Below are 17,976 nucleotides of genomic sequence, written 5' to 3' on the forward strand. Positions count from 1 at the left end.
CCTCTCGTCCGAATGACGGTATTGAAGCGCGGGGCGCGGTTCAGTACCGTAATCAATCGCATACGACGAGAGGCTTGCGATGACAGTCACTCCCGGCCAGGCCTCGCGCTTTCTGGCGCAGGCCACGTTCGGGCCCACCCCCGCCCTGATCGACGCCGTGGTGCGCGACGGCTACGCCGACTGGCTCGACGCCCAGTTGGCGATGCCGCCTTCGCAAACGCATTTTGACTGGCTGCTGCAACAGCGGAAAAACACCGAGGCGTTCAAGGGCAACGGGATCAACGCGCCGCTGGAGTCCACGCTGTGGCGCAAGTTCATCAGCGCGGAAGACCAGGTGCGCACGCGCATGGCCTTCGCCCTGTCCGAGATTTTCGTCGTGGGGGTGCAGTCCATCACCGCGTCGTGGCCCTTGTTTGGCGCGGCGGGCTTCATGGACCTGCTGGCCGAACACGCGCTGGGCAGCTACCAGGCGCTGCTGACCGCCGTCACCAAGAACCTGTCGATGGGCTGCATGCTGACGTATCGCGGCAACCGCAAGGAAGACCCCAAGACCGGCCGCCACCCCGACGAGAACTACGCACGCGAGGTCATGCAGTTGTTCAGCATCGGCCTGTTGATGCTGGAGCCGGACGGCACCGTGAAGCTCGTGAACGGCGCGCCGGTGGAAACCTATACGAACGCGGATGTGCAGGGGCTGGCACGCGTCTTCACGGGCTGGGACATCAACGGCCCGGAAACCAATGTGGAGTTTCACCGGCGGCCCATGGCGCTGAACAACGCCCTGCATTCCATGAGTGAGAAGCGGTTTCTGGGCGCGGTGATACCGGCGGGCACCGATGGGCGTCTGTCGCTGCAAAAAGCCATGGACGTGATCTGCGCGCATCCCAACGTGGGGCCTTTCATCGGCATGCAACTGATTCAGCGGCTGGTCACCAGCAACCCCAGCCCGGCCTATGTGCGGCGCGTGTCGGCGGTGTTCGACGATGACGGCAGCGGCGCGCGCGGCAACCTGAAGGCGGTGCTGCGCGCCATCTTGCTGGACCCGGAGGCGCGTGCGCCTGACCTGAACGACCCCACCTGGGGCAAGGTGCGCGAACCCATCCTGAGATTTTCCGGCTGGGCACGCGCCTTTGGCGCCACGTCCGTCAATGGAGCGTGGGCCATGCCGGACACCACCGACAACACGATCCGGTTGGCGCAAAGCCCGATGCGATCGGCAACGGTGTTCAACTTCTTCCGCCCTCGCTATTCGCCCCCGGTCACGGAACTCGCCAAGCGCCATCTGGTCGCGCCCGAGCTACAGATTACCGACGAGACAAGCATCGCGGGCTACTTGAACTTTCTGGCGATCTACGCGGATCGCGGGTGGGAAGATCTGCAGACCGACTACGCGCCGGAAATCGCCTTGGCGAAGGACCCACAAGCGTTGGTGGCGCGCGTCGTGCTGCTGCTGGCCGGCGACGCCTTCAGCGCGCGCACTGCCGAGGCCATCGCAGAAGCCGTCGCCACCGTGCCCGCCAATCGCCCGCGCGACCGCGTGCGGGCGGCCATCCTGCTGGTGGCCGCCAGCCCTGAATACCTGGTGCAGAAATGAAGCGATCCCACGACGCCGACCGCCGCGCCTTCCTGTTGCGCGCCTGCGCATTGGGCGCCACGGGCGCCGCCGCGCCGCTGGCTTTGAACCTGGCGGCCTTGGGCGCGGCCGCCGCGCAGTCCGCGCCGGCCTCGTACAAGGCGCTGGTCTGCGTGTTTCTGTATGGCGGCAACGACCCCTACAACACCGTCGTGCCCTACGACACCGAAGCCTACCGCGCCTATGCCGCCGCGCGTGGCGATATCGGCTTGAAACGAGATGCGCTGCAAGCCACCGTCTTGCGCGGCAAGGCGCCCGCTGCGGGTGGCTCGCAGTTCGCCTTGGCCCCCGCGCTGGCGCCGCTTGCGCCGCTGTATGAAAGCGGACAGCTGGCCGTGCTGCTCAACGTTGGGCCATTGGTCACGCCCACGTCCAAGGCGGACTACATCAGCGCGCGCGTGCCGCTGCCCCCGAAGCTGTTTTCCCACAACGACCAGCAAGCCTACTGGCAGGCGCTGGCGCCCGAGGGCGCGTCATCAGGCTGGGCGGGCCGGCTGACCGATCTGTTTGCCGGCGCCAATGCGCAGCGCACCTTCACCGGCATCACGGCGGGCGGCAGCACGGTGCTGCTGGCCGGACGCAAGGTGGCGGGGTATCGGGTGGGCATCAATGGGTCCACGTCTATTGATCTGTTGGGTCGGGATATGTATGGCTCCAGCGCCTGCACCGCGCTGCTGCGGCAGTTGATCACGCAACCGCGTGAACACTTGATGGAACGCGAAATGGCGCGCATCGCCGCGCAATCCATCAGCGCCGATACGCAGTTGCGCGCGGCATTGGCGGATGTGGCGGTGCCGGGTGATTTTTCATCGCCCTTGGCGCAGCAATTGAAGATCGTGGCGCGCATCATCGGCGCCCGCCAGGCTTTGGGTGCCAGGCGGCAGGTATTTTTTGTGTCGCAGAACGGGTACGACAATCACACCGGATTGAATGACACGCACCCAGCCCTGCTGCGCGAGCTGGGGCAGGCAATGGCTGCGTTCCAGCAGGCGCTGTCGTCGATGGGCGTGGCGGACCAGGTCACCACCTTTACGGCGTCGGAATTCGGACGCACGCTGGGTTCAAACGGCAACGGCTCGGACCACGGCTGGGGTTCGCACCATTTCGTGATGGGCGGCGCGGTCAAGGGCGGCCACTATTACGGTGCGCATCCAGAGATTGCACTGGACGGCCCTGGGTTTGTGGACAACGGGCGGTTGTTGCCGACATTGGCGGTGGATCAGTTGGGGGCGGCGTTGGGTGGCTGGTTTGGTGCGGGGAAGGAGGAATTGGGGATGGTGTTTCCGAATTTGAGGAATTTTGATGTGGGGGGAGTGGGGGTGATGGGGTGACGGCTGCTTGATGGGTTGCGCGCGATTGATGCCTGGCTTCTTTTTCCGGGCTGCGCGCGCTTCACCCATCCTACGATGGCAGCATCACGCGCTGATCGTAGGATGGGTGAAGCGCGGGATGGCCGTGGCAAGAAAAAGGCGCGGATCGCGCGCAACCCATCTGCCGCCATGGAACACCGCGTTGCTCGTTGGCGTTGTGGCCGGCTTCGCGTTGCGGGCGGCGCTGCTTGATGGGTTGCGCGCGAATTACGATGGGGTTCTTTTCCTGGGCATCCCGCGCTTCACCCATCCTACGATCGCCATGTCATGCAGCCACCGTAGGATGGGTGAAGCGCGAGGATGGCCGTGGCAAGAAAAAGGCGCGGATCGCGCGTAACCCATCTGCCGCCATGGAACACCGCGCGCCATACGAACGTACGGCATCTGCGATGCGTGCCGAATTCATCTCCCTATCGCGGCACGCGTTACGCCAATTTCTTATGCTTCCCTTTTCACTCCGGAGGCGGAAATGACTGCGTATCGGCGTTTGTATATCCCCGGCGGCACGTACTTCTTCACCGTCACCGCGCAGGATCGGGAACATCAGGATCTGATCGTTCACGCCGCATGGTTGAAGGCCTGCATACGGGCGGAACAACAGGTGGCGCCGTTCGCGGTGCTGGCGGCGGTGTTGCTGCCCGACCATCTGCACATGATCTGGCGGCTGCCCGATAACGATACCGATTACTTTGGCCGCTGGCGCAGGATAAAGGCGCGATTTTCCCGGGCGCTGCGCCCTTATACCGTCCGCCGCAGCATCTACCGAAAAGGCGAACGCGGCATCTGGCAGCGGCGCTTTTGGGAACATGCCATTCGCGATGAACGCGAGTTGTCCGCTTGCATCCACTACATCCACATGAATCCCATCAAGCACGGTTATGTTGCCGCGCCCGACGCCTGGGAGCACACGACGTTTCACGCTTGGCAACGGCGGCAAATTGCCTGGCACAGCGCTTGCCGGCACACCCAAAGCTCGCGGCCTGCACCGTCAGCGTCCTAGCACACCGCTTGCCCCACGACTCGCGACAAGCCCATGGTGCCCCCTACCGCGCCGCCACACCCACGGCTTGCGACAGGACGCAGCCCACCCCCTACCGCGCCGCCAACTTTCGCTTGTCAGCCAATTGCTTCCACCGCACCGCTTCGCTTTGCACGAACGCCCCAAGTTCAGCCGGTGTACTGCGACGCACTTCCGCGCCTTGTTCGGCAATCTTCGTCGCGACAACCGGGTCCGACAAAGCTTGATTCAGCGCCTTGTTCAGCTTGACCACAACCGCCGGCTCGACCTTGGCCGGGGCGAAGATGGCGTACCACTGCGGCACGTCCACGCCCGCCACGCCCACTTCCGCCAATGTCGGCAACTCCGGCAGCGCCGCGATACGGTTTGACCCTGCTACCGCCACCGCCTGGATCGCGCCTGACTTCAGGTGCGGGTACACGCTGAACAAGCTGGGAAACATCACCTGCGTCACGCCCGCCAAGGTGTCGTTCAGCGCGGGAGCGGAACCCTTGTATGGCACGTCCAGCATGGCGAGCCCGGTGGCCTGATTGAAAAGCTCGCCCGCGATCGCTGGCGCGGTGCCGGGCCCGGCAGAGGCGAAGTTCAGGCCATCGGGGTGCTCATGCCCGTACTTCACCAGGCCGGCCACGTCCTTCACCGGTATCCGCTTGGACACCACCATGATGGTGGGCGAATCGGCCACCATGCCGATGGGCGTGAAGTCCTTGACGGGGTCGTAGTTCAGCTTCTGCATGGCGGGGTTGATGCCATGCGTGCCGATGTAGCCCAGCATCAGCGTGTAGCCGTCCGCCGGCTGACGGGCGACAAAGTCGGACGCGATCGCGCCCTGCGCGCCGGGCTTGTTCACCACGATGACGGTCTGGCCAAGTAGTTCACCAACCTTCTGGCCCACCACGCGCGCCAGCACGTCGTTGCCGCCGCCCGCGGCGGTGGGCACGACCAATGTGATCGCGCGTTCGGGATACTCAGCCTGTGCCGCGGCGCTAGCAGCCAGCAGCATGGCGGCGGCGCAAAACGTTTTGACGAGGTGATGCTTCATTGCTTGTCTCCAGATATAGCGATTGCCGTGTTGTGGCGGCCTCTTTGCGGGCCTCTTTGCGGGCCACTTCGGCGGAATAAAAATTCGGATCAATAGGTGATTTAAAACTGGCGTCTTATGCAACCGCCCGCATCGGCTCGGCGCCCGCCAAGACGTAGTGGCCGGGCACATACAGCAGCCCCTTCATGATCTTGCGTGCCGTCCGTACCAAGCCCGCGGCGCGCACCTTGCCGCTGGCCGTGTCCAGATCGACATCGATGTCCATGCCTCCCGAAGGGTGCTCGATGCGCACGGTGCGATACCCCGCCACCACGGTCGGCCCACCGCAAGCATGCGCCACGGTGCCCGGCATCAGAAACGCGCTGGCCACTCCCACTGCCCCCGTTGCCGCGTGGGCACGATGGCAGGCGTGGGGCGTGAAATAGCGTGAATGCAGCGTCAAGGTGCCCGCGCGTTCGCATGGCGCCACCAACACCGGTTTGGGGATGACGCTCTGCGACACGTCGCCCATCCCCATGCGACGGCCTGCTTCCCGCCGGATACGCTCCATGCGTTCAAGCAAGCCGGCATTGCCATCCAGTTGCGCGGGCGTTTCATCGCCGCGCAGGCCGAAGTCCTGAGCGCGCATCAATACCATCGGCATGGCGGCGTCGATCAGCGTCACCGCCACCCCATCGATGTATTCCTGCCGCTGCCCGGTGGGAAACAGCTTGCCGGTGATGGCGCCCCAAGCCTCCAGGAAGTTCAACCGCACCGGTGCCGCCGTGCCCGGCACGCCATCGATGCGCGCATCACCTTCATAGGTCAGGTGGCCATTCGGCGTCTGCACCACGGCTTCGATCACCGCGCCGGTGTTGACGTTGTGCACCCGCACCGAGGTGACGCCATCGCGTGGCGCAACCAGGCATTCGTCGATGGCGAAGGGCGCGGCGCCCGACAGCATGTTGCCGCAGTTGGGCCGGGTGTCGACCATGGCGCGGTCCACCGACACCTGCGCAAACAGGTAATCGATATCGCAGTCCGGCCGGGTCGAGCGCGACACAATGGCCACTTTGCTGGTCAGCGTGTTGCCGCCGCCGATGCCATCAACTTGTAGCGCATGGGGCGAACCCATGGCGGTCAGCAGCAGGCGGTCGCGCTGCACCGGGTCGGCCGGCAGCCAGTCGCCCAGAAAAAAGGGGCCGCGCGACGTGCCGCCGCGCATCAGTACGCAAGGGATTACGGTTTCCATGGAAGCCATTCTGCGGCTTGGCGGCTATTATTTGAATTGCAACTTACGGATGGATTAATGCATGGCACGCATCAATTTCGATTTACAGGAATTGCAGGCGTTCGTGGCGGTAGCCGAACGCGCCAGCTTTCGCGCGGCGGCCGACGACCTGCATTTGTCGCAGCCCGCGCTCAGCCGGCGCATCGACAAGCTGGAAAGCATCCTGGGTGCGCGCTTGTTGGAACGCACCACGCGGCGCGTGGCCTTGACGCAGGTGGGGCGCGTTTTTCTGGAACGCGCGCGCAGCGCCATCGATGAACTGGAAAGCGCCGTGCTCAGCATCGGCGACCTGGCCGCGCAGCGCGGCGGGCTGGTGACGGTGGCCTGTGTGCCGTCCGTGGCCTATTACTTCCTGCCGTCCGTCATCCGCGACTACACCGAGCGCTTCCCGCGCATCCGCGTGCGCATCATCGACGAAACCGCCAACACGGTGCTCAACAGCGTGGTGACGGGGCGCGCCGACTTCGGCATCAGTTTTTTCGGCACCCAGGAACCCGATGTGGATTTCAAGGCAGTGCTGCGTGAAGACTTCGTTTTGGCGGTGCGCCGCGACCACCCGCTGGCCGGCCGCCGCAGCGTGTCCTGGGAAGCGCTGTCGCAAGAACGTTTCATGACGGTCGCCAAGGAAAGCGGCAACCGCCTGTTGATTGACGATGCGCTGGCAAAGAGCGGCAAGCGTACCGTCAGCGCGTTTGAGGTCAGCCACGTCATGACCTTGCTGGGCCTGGTGGAAGCGGGCCTGGGCGTGGCCGCCGTACCGCAGTTGGCCATGCCGCTGGCGGGCCACGCCACGCTGACGAGCGTCAAGCTGGAACACCCGCGCGTCACGCGTACGCTGGGCTTGATCGCCCGGCGCGGCCGCCCCCTGGCGCCCGCCGCGCAACAGCTTTATAACTTGATCCATCAGGCCGGCAAGACGGCCAAACGCAAAACGCCAACCGCAGAACCCCTTTCGCAGCCGTAATTCCATGACGCATTCCCCTACCCCGGAGCATTCCCTGGCATTGCAACCCGCCACCGAAGAAGACCTGCCCTTTCTGCTGGCGCTGCGCAAAGCCACCATGCAGGAACACATGGAACGCGCGGGCGCGCCAGCAACCGATGCGCATCACCTGGCCCGCATCCAGTACCACTTCGACGATGCGCAAATCGTCTGGGTGGACGGCCGCCCCGCCGGGCTGTTCAAGCATTACCGCGATACGGAAGGCTGGCACATCGTGCAGATTCAGATCGCCCCGGATTTCCAGGGCATGGGACTGGGCCGCCGCCTGATCGAGCCGGTGCTGGACCGGGCGGACGCGGAAGGCGCGCCCGTTACCCTGAACGTGCTGAAGGGCAATCCCGCCCAGCGGCTCTACACCGCGCTGGGTTTCACCCCCGTCAAGGAGACCGAGCTGGAATTTGAAATGCGTTACGAACCCGGCGCGGTACGGCCGGCCGGTTGACCGTTGCGGTTTTTTTGCGGCTTGCGGGAATAAACCCGCCATGGCCGGCGTCTGTAGCGGGCAGTCATCCCTTTCCCCCATCTACGTACGAGGCTCACTATGCGCAAACACATCGCCGCCGCCCTGGTTCTAGGCTCCGCCCTGTTCTCGGCCGGCGCCCACGCCCAAGCCGTCAAGACGCAGGACGGCATCCTGGTCAACAGCGCGGGCATGACGCTGTACACCTTCGACAAAGACGCTGGCGGCAAAAGCGCCTGCAACGACGGGTGCGCCAAGGTCTGGCCGCCCGTCGCCGCCCCCGCCGACGCCAAGCCCATGGGTGACATGACCGTCATCACCCGCGACGACGGCTCCAAGCAATGGGCCCATAAAGGCAAACCCGTCTACCTGTACGTGAAGGACACCAAGCCGGGCGACAAGACCGGCGACAACTTCAAGGAAGTCTGGCACGTCATCAAGCCCTGATCCGCGACGATTCCCCGGTTGCCATGCGCGCCGACGACGAGGCCCTGATCCTGGCCTGCATCCCCAGCCTGCGGCGATATGCCCGCGGGCTGACGGGCGACCCGCATCGGGCCGATGACCTGGTTCAGGACACGTTGGAGCGCGCCTGGAGCCGCTATTCGCGATGGCAAAAGCGCGGCGAGCTGCGGGCCTGGATGTTCGGCATCATGCACAACCATTTCATCGACGGCGTGCGCGCCAACAACCGACGGGCGGATCAGACCGCCCCGGGCGACCTGCCCGACATGCCGGTGCGCGCCACGCAGACCGATCAACTGGAAGTGCGGGATCTGGACCGCTGCCTGCAAGCCCTGCCGCCCGAGCAGCGGGAAGTGCTGTTGCTGATCTGCGTGGAAGACCTGTCTTACCAGGACACCGCGCGCGTGCTGGACGTGCCCATCGGCACGATCATGTCCCGGCTGTCGCGCGCCCGTGAGAAGTTGGGTGCGCTGATGCGCGGACACGACTCGGTCAGCCGCTTGCATCGCGTGAAATGACATGAACGAAAAACTTCTACACCCGGTTCCCAGCGCGGGCAGCCCCATCACCGAAGCCGATCTGCATGCCTATGCGGACGGCCAGTTGGCCCCCGCCCGCCATGCCGAGGTTGACGCCTTTCTTGCCTCGCATCCGCAGGACCAGACCCGCGTCGCGGACTGGCAGGCACAACGCCGCGCGCTGCATGCGCTGCTGGACCCGGTGCTGGACGAACCCTTGCCATTGAGGTTGCCCTTGAAGGCGCCCTCGCGGCAGTTGCCGTGGCGCGCATTGGCCGCCAGCGTGGCGATCGCAGCGGTCAGCGCCGGCGCGGCGTGGACGGTTCGCGGCGCAATGGATGCGCGCCATCTGCAAACCGTGCTGGCCACCGCCGGGCCAGACCGAGCGGCGGGCGGTTACGCCCAACGCGCCGCCATCGCGCATGCGGTGTATGCGCCCGACATGGGGCGCCCAGTGGAAGTCAGCGCCGACAATGAAAAGGGTTTGGTGACGTGGTTGACCAAGCGCATGGGCGCACCGGTGCGCGCGCCATCGCTGTCGCAGGTGGGTTATGAATTGGTGGGCGGCCGCCTGTTGCCCGGCGGTTCGGGCCCGGTGGCACAGTTCATGTACGGCGCGGCCGATGGCCAACGCCTGACGTTATACGTGACCCGCGAAGCCGCGGGCGGGCAGACCGCGTTCCAATTCACACAGGAAGGGTCGGTACGGGTGTTCTATTGGGTGGAAGGCCAGTTCGGCTACGCCCTGTCCGGCGCCGTCAGCCGCGATGAGCTGCAACGGGTATCGCAAGAGGTTTATAAGCAGTTGCAGGGGTAGTGAAGCCAATCCTGTTACGGTCGCGTGCACCCCAATGGATAACATCGCGGACACCGCCGCCCGATGGATTTCTTCGCGAGCACCGCCAGATGGGTTACGCGCGATCAACACCGGTGTCTTTCAGAAGACATTCCCGCGCTTCACCCATCCTACAATCCCGACGCCGCATCGTAGGATGGGTGAAGCGCGCAAAATCCACCGCAAGAAAACCCAGCATCGATCGCGCGTAACCCATCAAACCACCGCCACCGTAGGATGGGTGAAGCGCGCAAAATCCACCGCAAGAAAACCCAGCATCGATCGCGCGTAACCCATCAAACCACCGCCACCGTAGGATGGGTGAAGCGCGCAAAATCCGCCGCAAGAAAACCCACCGCCAATCGCGCGTAACCCATCAAACCGCCGCCACCGTAGGATGGGTGCAGCGCGCAAAATCCGCCGCAAGAAAACCCACCGCCAATCGCGCGTAACCCATCAAGCAGCCCCCCCTCACCTCCCCCCGCCTTCCCTTGCCTCATGCAGCATATGCAGCGTGATCTTCCGCACCTCCGCCTTGCTCATCTCAATATGCGACTTCAGCATCCGTGCCGCCTCATCCCCGCGCCGCGCCAGCACCGCCCTTAATATCGCAGCGTGTTCCTCATACGTCGCATCCACCCGGAAATCCTTCGTGAAATCCAAGCGCCGAACTATGCGGATCTTCTCCGTCACGTCCCCGTGTATCTGCGCCATCTCCGGATTCCCGGCCGCCGCCACCAATGAACAATGGAACGCTTCATCCAACTGCCCGACCAGTCGCCCGTCCAGAATCCGCTGGGGCGGCGGCACCAGCCACACGTCTTTCAACGCGCCCAGAATGCCGGACTCATCCATGTGCTCGCGCGTGCACAGCTTGTCCACCGCAGCCTGTTCCAGCACCACCCGCACGTCGTACAGCGCCTCGAAGCGTTCGAAGTCGAACGGCCGCACCTGCCAGCCGCTGCGCGGGCTGGCCAGCACGAAGCCTTCGCGCTCCAATCGGGCCAACCCCAGCCGCACCGGAGTGCGGCTAACGCCCAGCCGCGCCACCAGGTCCGCCTCGGTAAAGCGCTCGCCCGGCAGCATCCGGAAATCGAACAAATCGTCCTTGAGACGCTGATACACCTGGTCAGCCAGCGACCCGGCCAGCGCCGGCGCCTGCCGGATCGCCGGGCTGACCTGGACGGCTTCCAGCCGCATCATCCCGCCACGGTGCACGTGGCGTCTTCCGCCAGCACCACCAAGGGGTCGCCCGCGTTCACCGGTTTGCCCGGCACGCAGCGAATCGCCGTGACCGTGCCCGACGCGGGCGCAATCACCGACAGCTCCATCTTCATGGCCTCGACCACCACCAGGGTGTCACCCGCCGACACGCTCTGCCCCACCTGGACCGGAATCTTCCAGATGTTGCCGCACATGTCCGCGCTGACCAGGCGTTCGCCCTCGCGCAACGCCGTGTCGGCCTCGGCCTCTTGAGCCGGCGCCTCTTGCTCCACCGCCACGTCCTCGCTCTTCCACAACGCCACTTCGGCGTCGAACGCGCATTTCTGGCGCGTCTGGAACACGGCGATGCTGTCGGCCTGCTCGGCCAGGAAGCGCTGGTGCGCGGCGAAATCGAACACCTCTTCCTCGATGCGCACCGTCGCGCGCCCTTCGCGGAAGTCTTCGCGCAGCACATCCAGTTCGGCCTCGGTGACCGGGTAGAAGCGCACCTGATCAAAGAAGCGCAGCAACCAGGGATTGCCGTCCTGGAACACCGGATTCTTCAAGAACTTGTTCCAGATGGGCAAGGTGCGGCCGACCAGTTGATAGCCGCCCGGCGAATCCATGCCGTAGATGCACATGTACACGCCGCCGATGCCCACCGTGCCTTCCGCCGTGAACGTGCGCGCCGGGTTGTACTTGGACGTCAGCAGGCGATGACGCGGATCGATCGGCACCGCGCAAGGCGCGCCCAGGTATACGTCGCCCAAGCCCATGATCAGGTAGCTGGCGTCGAACACAATGTCGCGCACCTCATTGCGGCTGGCCAGCCCGTTGATGCGCTGGATGAAGTCCACATTGTTCGGCAGCCACGGCGCGTTGGCGCGCACGGTTTCCTGATAGCGCTGCACGGCGCCCAGCGTGGCCGAGTCCTCGAAGGCCATGGGCAGGTAGACCACGCGCGTGGGCACCTTCAGCGTGGCCACGTCGGCCAGGCCGGCTTCGATCTTCAACAGGCGTTCGATCAACGCGCCTTGCAGAATCTGGCGGCTGTCATAGCGGATCTGCAACGAACGCACGCCCGGCGACAACTCCTGCACACCCGCAATGGGGTCGGCATTCAACGCCTCCATCAACAAGTGAATGCGCATGCGCAGCGCCAGGTCCAGCACGTTGTCGCCGTATTCCAGCAGCAGGTAGCCATCACCCGCCTGACGGTACGACACCGACGGGCGCGAGCCCTCGGCCGGCAAGGCAGCAACGATGGTTTCGGACACCGTGGCGGGCACGGGCGATGGCGCCGTTGCCGTGGGCGCTACCGCCGACAGCGCCGCCACGCTTTGGTCTTGCGCGGCTTCCAGCGCCACGGCTTGCGGATAGTCCATGCGCACGAAGCGGATGCGGTCGCCCGGCTTCACCTGGCCCACCTTCCACAGCTCGGCGCGCGCGATGGTGACGGGGCAGACGAAGCCGCCCAGGCTGGGGCCGTCGCGCGTCAGGATGACGGGGCTGTCGCCCGTGAAATTGATGCTGCCGATGGCGTATTCGCAATCGTGGATATTGGACGGGTGCAGGCCCGCCTCGCCGCCGTTCTCGCGCGCCCAGGTGGGCTTGGGGCCGATCAGGCGCACGCCCAGCCGGTTCGAGTTGTAGTGCACTTCCCAGTCCGCCGCGAAGAAGGTGTCGATGGCTTCAGGCTGAAAGAAGTCCGGCGCGCCATGCGGGCCGTACAACACGCCGATTTCCCAGGTGTTGCCGTAGGTGGGAATCAGCTCGGCAGGCGCGGGCATCGGCTCTGTCACGGGCGCGGCAACCGCCTCGCCCAGCTCCGGCCGCACCAACGGCAGCATGTCGCCCACGCGCAGCGTGCGGCCGGCGTGGCCGCCGAATTGGCCCAGCGCGAAGGTCGAGCGGCTGCCCAGGTAAACCGGCACGTCCAAGCCGTTGCGCACGGCCAGGTAGCTGCGGCAGCCCGACAGCGCGCGGCCGGTGGCCAGCACCTGGCCGGACCGCACCGCAATCGGCTGCCACATCGGCACGGGTTCGCCGTCCAGCGTGGCGGCGCATTCGGCGCCGGTCAGCGCCACGACGGTGTCGCCGTGAAAGCGCAAGGTCGGCCCGATCAGCGTGGCCTCGATGCCGGCCGCGTCCGGCGCGTTGCCGACGATGCGGTTGGCCAGGCGGAAGGCATAGTCGTCCATCGGGCCCGAGGGCGGCACGCCGATGTCCCAGTAGCCGGTGCGGCCGGGGTAGTCCTGCACACTGGTGTAGGTGCCGGCTTCCATCACTTCGATGGCGGCGGGCCGGTAAGTGAAGCTTTCCAGGAAGCGCGTGGACAGCTTGCCGGCGCGGAATCGTTCGTCGGCAACGATCTGGCGCAGGTAGTCCAGGTTGGTGGCAATGCCGTGCAGCCGCGTGCGCGCCAAGGCGTCCGCCAACTTGTCCAAGGCGGCTTCGCGGGTGTCCGCGTGCACGATCAGCTTGGCCAGCATGGGGTCGTAGAAGGCCGGCACGTCGGTGCCCGTCGCCACCCAGCCATCCACCCGCACACCTTCAGGGAAGGACACTTCGGTCAGCACGCCCGGCGAGGGCTGGAACTGGCGCAGCGGATCTTCCGCGTACAGGCGCACCTCAATGGACGCGCCCTGCGGCGCACGCGACATCGCGGCGATATCCAGCGCTTCGCCCGCCGCCACGCGCAGCATGCATTCCACCAGGTCCAGCCCGGTGACGGCTTCCGTCACCGGATGCTCAACCTGCAGGCGCGTGTTGACCTCCAGGAAGTAAAAGCTGTCGCGCGCCGGGTCGTAGATGAATTCAACGGTGCCGGCCGAACGGTAGTTCACCGACTCGCCCAACTGCACGGCCGCCGCCAGCAAGGCCGCGCGTGTCGCGGCCGGCAGCAGCGGCGCGGGCGTTTCCTCGATCACCTTCTGATTGCGCCGCTGCACCGAGCAATCACGTTCGCCCAGCGCCAGCACGCGGCCCGCGCCGTCGCCGAAGATCTGCACTTCCACGTGGCGCGCGTTATCCACATAGCGTTCGATGAACGCGCCACCATCACGGAAGAAGTGTTCGCCCATGCGTTGCACGCTGTCGAACGCCACCGTCAGTTCCGCTTCATTCTCGCAGCGCGACAAGCCGATGCCACCGCCGCCCGCCGTGCTCTTGAGCATGACCGGGTAGCCGATGCGCTCGGCTTGTGACAGCGCTTCACCCAGGCTGGCCAGGAGCCCCGTGCCCGGCGTCATCGGTACGCCCGCTTCGGCCGCCAGTTCACGCGAACGGTGCTTCAGACCGAACTCGCGGATCTGCAAGGGCGTGGGGCCCACGAAGGCAATGCCCGCCGCTTCGCAGGCTTCGGCGAACTCCGCGCTTTCGGACAGGAACCCATAGCCGGGGTAGATGGCTTGTGCGCCATGCTCGCGCGCGGCCGCCAGCAGCAGGTCCATGCGCAGGTAGCTGTCGACGGCTTTCTCGCCGCCCAAGGCCACGGCCACATCGGCCTCGCGTACGTGCGCGGCGTTGCGGTCGGGATCGGAATACACGGCCACACTACGGATGCCCACCCGCTTCAGGGTGCGGATGGCGCGGACGGCGATCTCGCCGCGGTTGGCAATCAGAACGGTATCGAACACGGTTCGGCTCCCAAATGGCTTGCTGGAATTAGCGGGGGGTGGGGTTGGCGCCGGCGGCAGCACTAAGGCTGGCCAGATAGGCGCGCCAGCCGCCAAAGGCGGTGATGTCGCGCGCGCCATCCAGGCCGCGCGGTTCGCAGATGAAGCCCTTGACCAGGCGGCCGTCTTCCAGCTCCAGCGTGCCGATGCCCAAGGGCGCGGGAATCTCGGCCACGAACGCGCCGAACGCCGTCACCGGCACGTCCCACAGTTCCACTTCGATCGGCGCGCCAGACTCGGACTTCACCAGCCCCGGCTTGGGCGGCGTGGTGTTGGCCAGGGCATACAGGCGGTAGTCGCCCGCCGTGCGGGTCTTCTCCACCAGCACCGCGTGGCGCGATGTCAGTTGATGGTTCAGCGGCATGCCGGTCAGGTGCGCGCCCACCACCGCCACGCGCACGGTGTCGGCGGGCGGGGTCGCCACGTCCATGCCGGCCGGCAGCGGTGCACCGGTAGCGCCCAGTGGCAGGCCGCGCTGCGCTTGCCAGAGGCGGCCAAACTGCGCCAGCGCGCGGTCCTGCCAGGCCAGGCCGATCAGCGTAATGCCCGACGGCAAGCCGTCGGCGCGCATGCCGGCCGGCACTGCCAGCGCCGACAAGTCGGCCAGGTTGGCAAAGTTGGTATAGACGCCCAGCCGCGAATTCAGCGTGACCGGGTCGGCTTGAAGTTGCGCGATGGTGTAGATGGACGGAGACGTCGGCACCACCAGCGCATCAAAGCCCGCCAGCGCCTGATGGATCTGCCGGGTCAGTTCAGCACGGCGATACTCGGCCTTGAAAGCATCCAGGGCGCTGTAGTTGGCGGCCTGCTCGACAATGCCGCGCACGACGGGGTTGATGACGTCCGGCGTCTGCTTCCACAAGTCTTCCACGGCGGCGAAGCGTTCGGCCACCCATGGCCCTTGATACAGCAGCGCGGCCAGTTCATTGAAGGGCGCGAAGTCTATCGTTTCCACCTCGGCGCCGGTGGCCTTCAAGGCCCGCACGGCGTCGTCGAACACCGTGGCCGCCTGCGTGTCGCCAAAAAATTCCAGCGTGGCAGGGATGGCCAGCTTCGGTGCGCGCGGCCAGGGCAGCGAGGCGCCCGCCGGCATCTTGCGCGAATAGGGATCACGTTCGTCATACCCGCCCGCTACCTCGGCCACCAGCTCGGCGTCGGCCACGGTCAGCGCAAAGATCGACACGCAGTCCAGCGTGCGGCACGCCGGCACCACGCCCGCCGTGCTGAGCCAGCCCTTGGTCGGCTTCAAGCCCACGATGTTGTTGAAGCCTGCCGGCACGCGGCCGGAGCCCGCCGTGTCCGTGCCCAGGGAAAACGCCGCGATGCCGCGCGCCACCACCGACGCGGAACCCGAGCTGGAACCGCCGCTGACGTAGTCGGCGTTGAAGGTGTTGGCCACGGCGCCATGCGGCGAGCGCGTGCCCACCAGGCCGGTGGCGAACTGGTCCAGATTGGTCTTGCCGATCAGGATGGCGCCCGCCGCGCGCAGGCGCTGCACCACGGTCGCGTCCTCGCCCGGCGTGTAGGCGAATTCGGGGCAGGCGGCGGTGGTGGGCCAGCCGGCCGCGTCGATGTTGTCCTTGATGGCGAAGGGCACGCCATACAGCGGCAGGCGCGCCAGGTCGCCGCCGGCGGCGGCCAGCATCAGGCGCAGCCCGTCCAACTGTTCATCCAGCGTGGCGCGGTCCACCCGCTGTATCCAGGCATTGTCCACGGGCCCGTCTTGCGGCGCGGCGTAGTCGGCCAATAGCGTTTCGGGCTGGGCCCCGCCTTCGCGATAGGCGGCTTGCCATTGCGCGATGGTCCAACCGATGGGGCTCGTCTGCGTTGCTGCGGCGTTCATGCTGGAATCCTTTCTTGTATACAAGTACGGATTCCCAAGCAATCGGCGTGCCATGTTTGGCGGCTGTGCGGCTTTCCCTCTGGCGCCGCATGCCGATGCCGTCAATCACGCATGGCGCACCGCTTTCCGGCCGCCACGCCCGCACCGCAAGCGGGCAGGACACGCACCTGTTTTGTGCATCGCGCACGGTTTTGACCCGGCCAGGCCAAGCGCGCAAGCGCCAACCGCATTCGCGTAAACACCCCCTCTTCATACAGCGACGCACCCTGTCGGCCGCACTTGGCATGCCTTTTGCTTTGAGGTCCTTGAAGTCCTTGTTGTCGACTGTTTTCAGAGATCGTTCCTGCCGGCCAACCCGGCACATTCCAATCAGGAGTCACCATGAAACGCAGACTAGCCCTTAAGCAACTGACCGCCGTGAGCCTGTTGGCCATGTCCGGCTGGATGCCGCAGGTATTCGCCGCCGAAGACACCATCAAGGTCGGCATCCTGCATTCCTTGTCGGGCACCATGGCCATCTCGGAGACGTCGCTGAAAGACGTTGCGCTGATGACCATCGATGAAATCAACGCCAACGGCGGCGTGATGGGCAAGAAGCTGGAAGCCGTGGTGGTGGACCCCGCGTCGAACTGGCCGCTGTTTGCCGAGAAGTCACGCCAACTGTTGTCGCAAGACAAGGTAGCAGTGGTGTTCGGCTGCTGGACCTCGGTGTCGCGCAAGTCGGTGCTGCCGGTCTTCAAGGAACTGAACGGCCTGCTCTTCTACCCCGTGCAATACGAAGGCGAAGAGCTTGAGAAGAATGTGTTCTACACCGGCGCCGCGCCCAACCAGCAAGCGATCCCGGCCGTGGAATACCTGATGAGCGAAGACGGCGGCGGCGCCAAGCGCTTCGTGCTGCTGGGCACCGACTACGTCTACCCGCGCACCACCAACAAGATCCTGCGCGCCTTCCTGCATTCCAAGGGTGTCAAGGACAGCGACATCGACGAGGTCTACACGCCGTTTGGCCATTCCGACTACCAGACCATCGTCGCCAACATCAAGAAGTTCGCCACCGGCGGCAAGACGGCCGTTATCTCGACCATCAACGGCGATTCGAACGTGCCCTTCTACAAGGAACTGGGCAACGCCGGCCTGAAGGCCACCGACGTGCCGGTCGTGGCGTTCTCGGTGGGTGAAGAAGAACTGCGCGGCGTGGACACCAAGCCTCTGGTCGGCCACCTGGCGGCATGGAACTACTTCGAATCGATAAAGAACCCGGTCAACGTGGAATTCATCAAGAAGTGGAAGGCCTACGCCAAGGCCAAGAACCTGCCGAACGCCAACACGGTCGTGACCAACGACCCGATGGAAGCCACCTACATCGGCATCCATATGTGGAAGCAGGCCGTGGAACAAGCCAAGACCACCGACGTGGACAAGGTGATCGCGGCGATGGGCGGCCAGAAGTTCAACGCGCCGGACGGCTACACCATCGAAATGGACAAGAGCAACCACCACCTGCACAAGCCGGTCTACATCGGTGAAATCAAGGCGGACGGCCAGTTCAACGTGGTCTGGAAGAGCAAGGGCCCGATCCGTGCCCAACCCTGGAGCCCGTACATCCCGGGTAATGAAAGCAAGCAAGGCCTCTAAGCGG

Annotated in this window: 14 protein-coding genes; 9 read left to right on the forward strand and 5 right to left on the reverse strand. The window is 65.4% G+C overall.

Features of this window, described 5'->3' with window-relative positions; genetic code table 11:
• Positions 1-79 precede the first annotated feature (79 nt).
• The 3 genes from P8T11_RS13530 to P8T11_RS13540 all read left to right on the forward strand — a co-directional run bounded on the left by P8T11_RS13530 (position 80) and on the right by P8T11_RS13540 (position 4,003).
• Positions 80-1,594: a DUF1800 domain-containing protein gene (locus P8T11_RS13530; RefSeq protein WP_268081468.1), complete on the forward strand. Its 1,515-nt coding sequence runs from the start codon at positions 80-82 to the stop codon at positions 1,592-1,594.
• Positions 1,591-2,964, forward strand: coding sequence for a DUF1501 domain-containing protein (locus P8T11_RS13535; protein ID WP_268081466.1), 1,374 nt, complete (start codon positions 1,591-1,593; stop codon positions 2,962-2,964). The genes P8T11_RS13530 and P8T11_RS13535 overlap by 4 nt, the downstream gene beginning before the upstream one ends.
• Positions 2,965-3,490: 526 nt before the next feature.
• On the forward strand, positions 3,491-4,003 hold the full coding sequence (locus tag P8T11_RS13540; protein ID WP_268081465.1) for an REP-associated tyrosine transposase: 513 nt from the start codon (positions 3,491-3,493) through the stop codon (positions 4,001-4,003).
• A gap of 91 nt (positions 4,004-4,094) precedes the next feature.
• Here the strand turns inward: P8T11_RS13540 and P8T11_RS13545 are convergent, their stop codons facing one another.
• Together P8T11_RS13545 and P8T11_RS13550 are read right to left on the reverse strand one after the other, a co-directional pair.
• A complete protein-coding gene (locus P8T11_RS13545) occupies positions 4,095-5,063 on the reverse strand; it encodes a tripartite tricarboxylate transporter substrate binding protein (protein WP_268081464.1) in 969 nt (322 codons plus the stop codon).
• Positions 5,064-5,178: 115 nt separating this feature from the next.
• Positions 5,179-6,294 carry a 4-oxalomesaconate tautomerase gene (locus P8T11_RS13550; RefSeq protein ID WP_268081463.1) on the reverse strand — a complete coding sequence of 372 codons (1,116 nt, stop codon included), beginning with the start codon at positions 6,292-6,294 and terminating at the stop codon, positions 5,179-5,181.
• Positions 6,295-6,355: 61 nt separating this feature from the next.
• Here P8T11_RS13550 and P8T11_RS13555 point away from each other — a divergent pair, with 61 nt between their 5' ends.
• From P8T11_RS13555 to P8T11_RS13575, 5 genes are all read left to right on the forward strand, one after another.
• Entirely contained in the window at positions 6,356-7,297 is a 942-nt protein-coding gene (locus tag P8T11_RS13555) for a LysR family transcriptional regulator (protein WP_268081461.1), read from the forward strand.
• 4 nt (positions 7,298-7,301) lie between these two features.
• Positions 7,302-7,778: a GNAT family N-acetyltransferase gene (locus P8T11_RS13560; RefSeq protein ID WP_268081460.1), complete on the forward strand. Its 477-nt coding sequence runs from the start codon at positions 7,302-7,304 to the stop codon at positions 7,776-7,778.
• A 99-nt stretch (positions 7,779-7,877) separates the two neighbouring features.
• Positions 7,878-8,243, forward strand: a complete 366-nt coding sequence (locus P8T11_RS13565; RefSeq protein ID WP_268081459.1) for a COG4315 family predicted lipoprotein — start codon at positions 7,878-7,880, stop codon at positions 8,241-8,243.
• Between the two features lie 23 nt (positions 8,244-8,266).
• Entirely contained in the window at positions 8,267-8,779 is a 513-nt protein-coding gene (locus tag P8T11_RS13570) for an RNA polymerase sigma factor (protein WP_268081458.1), read from the forward strand.
• Between the two features lies 1 nt (position 8,780).
• The gene (locus P8T11_RS13575) at positions 8,781-9,596 is read left to right on the forward strand and encodes an anti-sigma factor family protein (RefSeq protein ID WP_268081457.1); all 816 of its coding nucleotides are present in this window, start codon (positions 8,781-8,783) and stop codon (positions 9,594-9,596) included.
• Between the two features lie 489 nt (positions 9,597-10,085).
• Here the strand turns inward: P8T11_RS13575 and P8T11_RS13580 are convergent, their stop codons facing one another.
• From P8T11_RS13580 to atzF, 3 genes are read right to left on the reverse strand one after another with little or no spacing between them, the layout of a single operon-like run.
• On the reverse strand, positions 10,086-10,817 hold the full coding sequence (locus P8T11_RS13580) for a GntR family transcriptional regulator (RefSeq protein ID WP_268081456.1): 732 nt from the start codon (positions 10,815-10,817) through the stop codon (positions 10,086-10,088).
• Entirely contained in the window at positions 10,814-14,455 is a 3,642-nt protein-coding gene (uca, locus tag P8T11_RS13585) for an urea carboxylase (RefSeq protein ID WP_268081455.1), read from the reverse strand. Before uca ends, P8T11_RS13580 begins: the two co-directional genes overlap by 4 nt.
• 28 nt (positions 14,456-14,483) lie before the next feature.
• Positions 14,484-16,337, reverse strand: coding sequence for an allophanate hydrolase (atzF, locus tag P8T11_RS13590; RefSeq protein WP_268081454.1), 1,854 nt, complete (start codon positions 16,335-16,337; stop codon positions 14,484-14,486).
• A 381-nt stretch (positions 16,338-16,718) separates the two neighbouring features.
• Between atzF and urtA the strand changes: the two genes are divergently transcribed.
• Positions 16,719-17,972: an urea ABC transporter substrate-binding protein gene (gene urtA, locus P8T11_RS13595; protein ID WP_268081453.1), complete on the forward strand. Its 1,254-nt coding sequence runs from the start codon at positions 16,719-16,721 to the stop codon at positions 17,970-17,972.
• Positions 17,973-17,976 lie beyond the last annotated feature (4 nt).

Source organism: Achromobacter spanius (assembly GCF_029637605.1).
GTDB classification, from domain to species: Bacteria; Pseudomonadota; Gammaproteobacteria; order Burkholderiales; family Burkholderiaceae_B; genus Achromobacter; species Achromobacter spanius_E.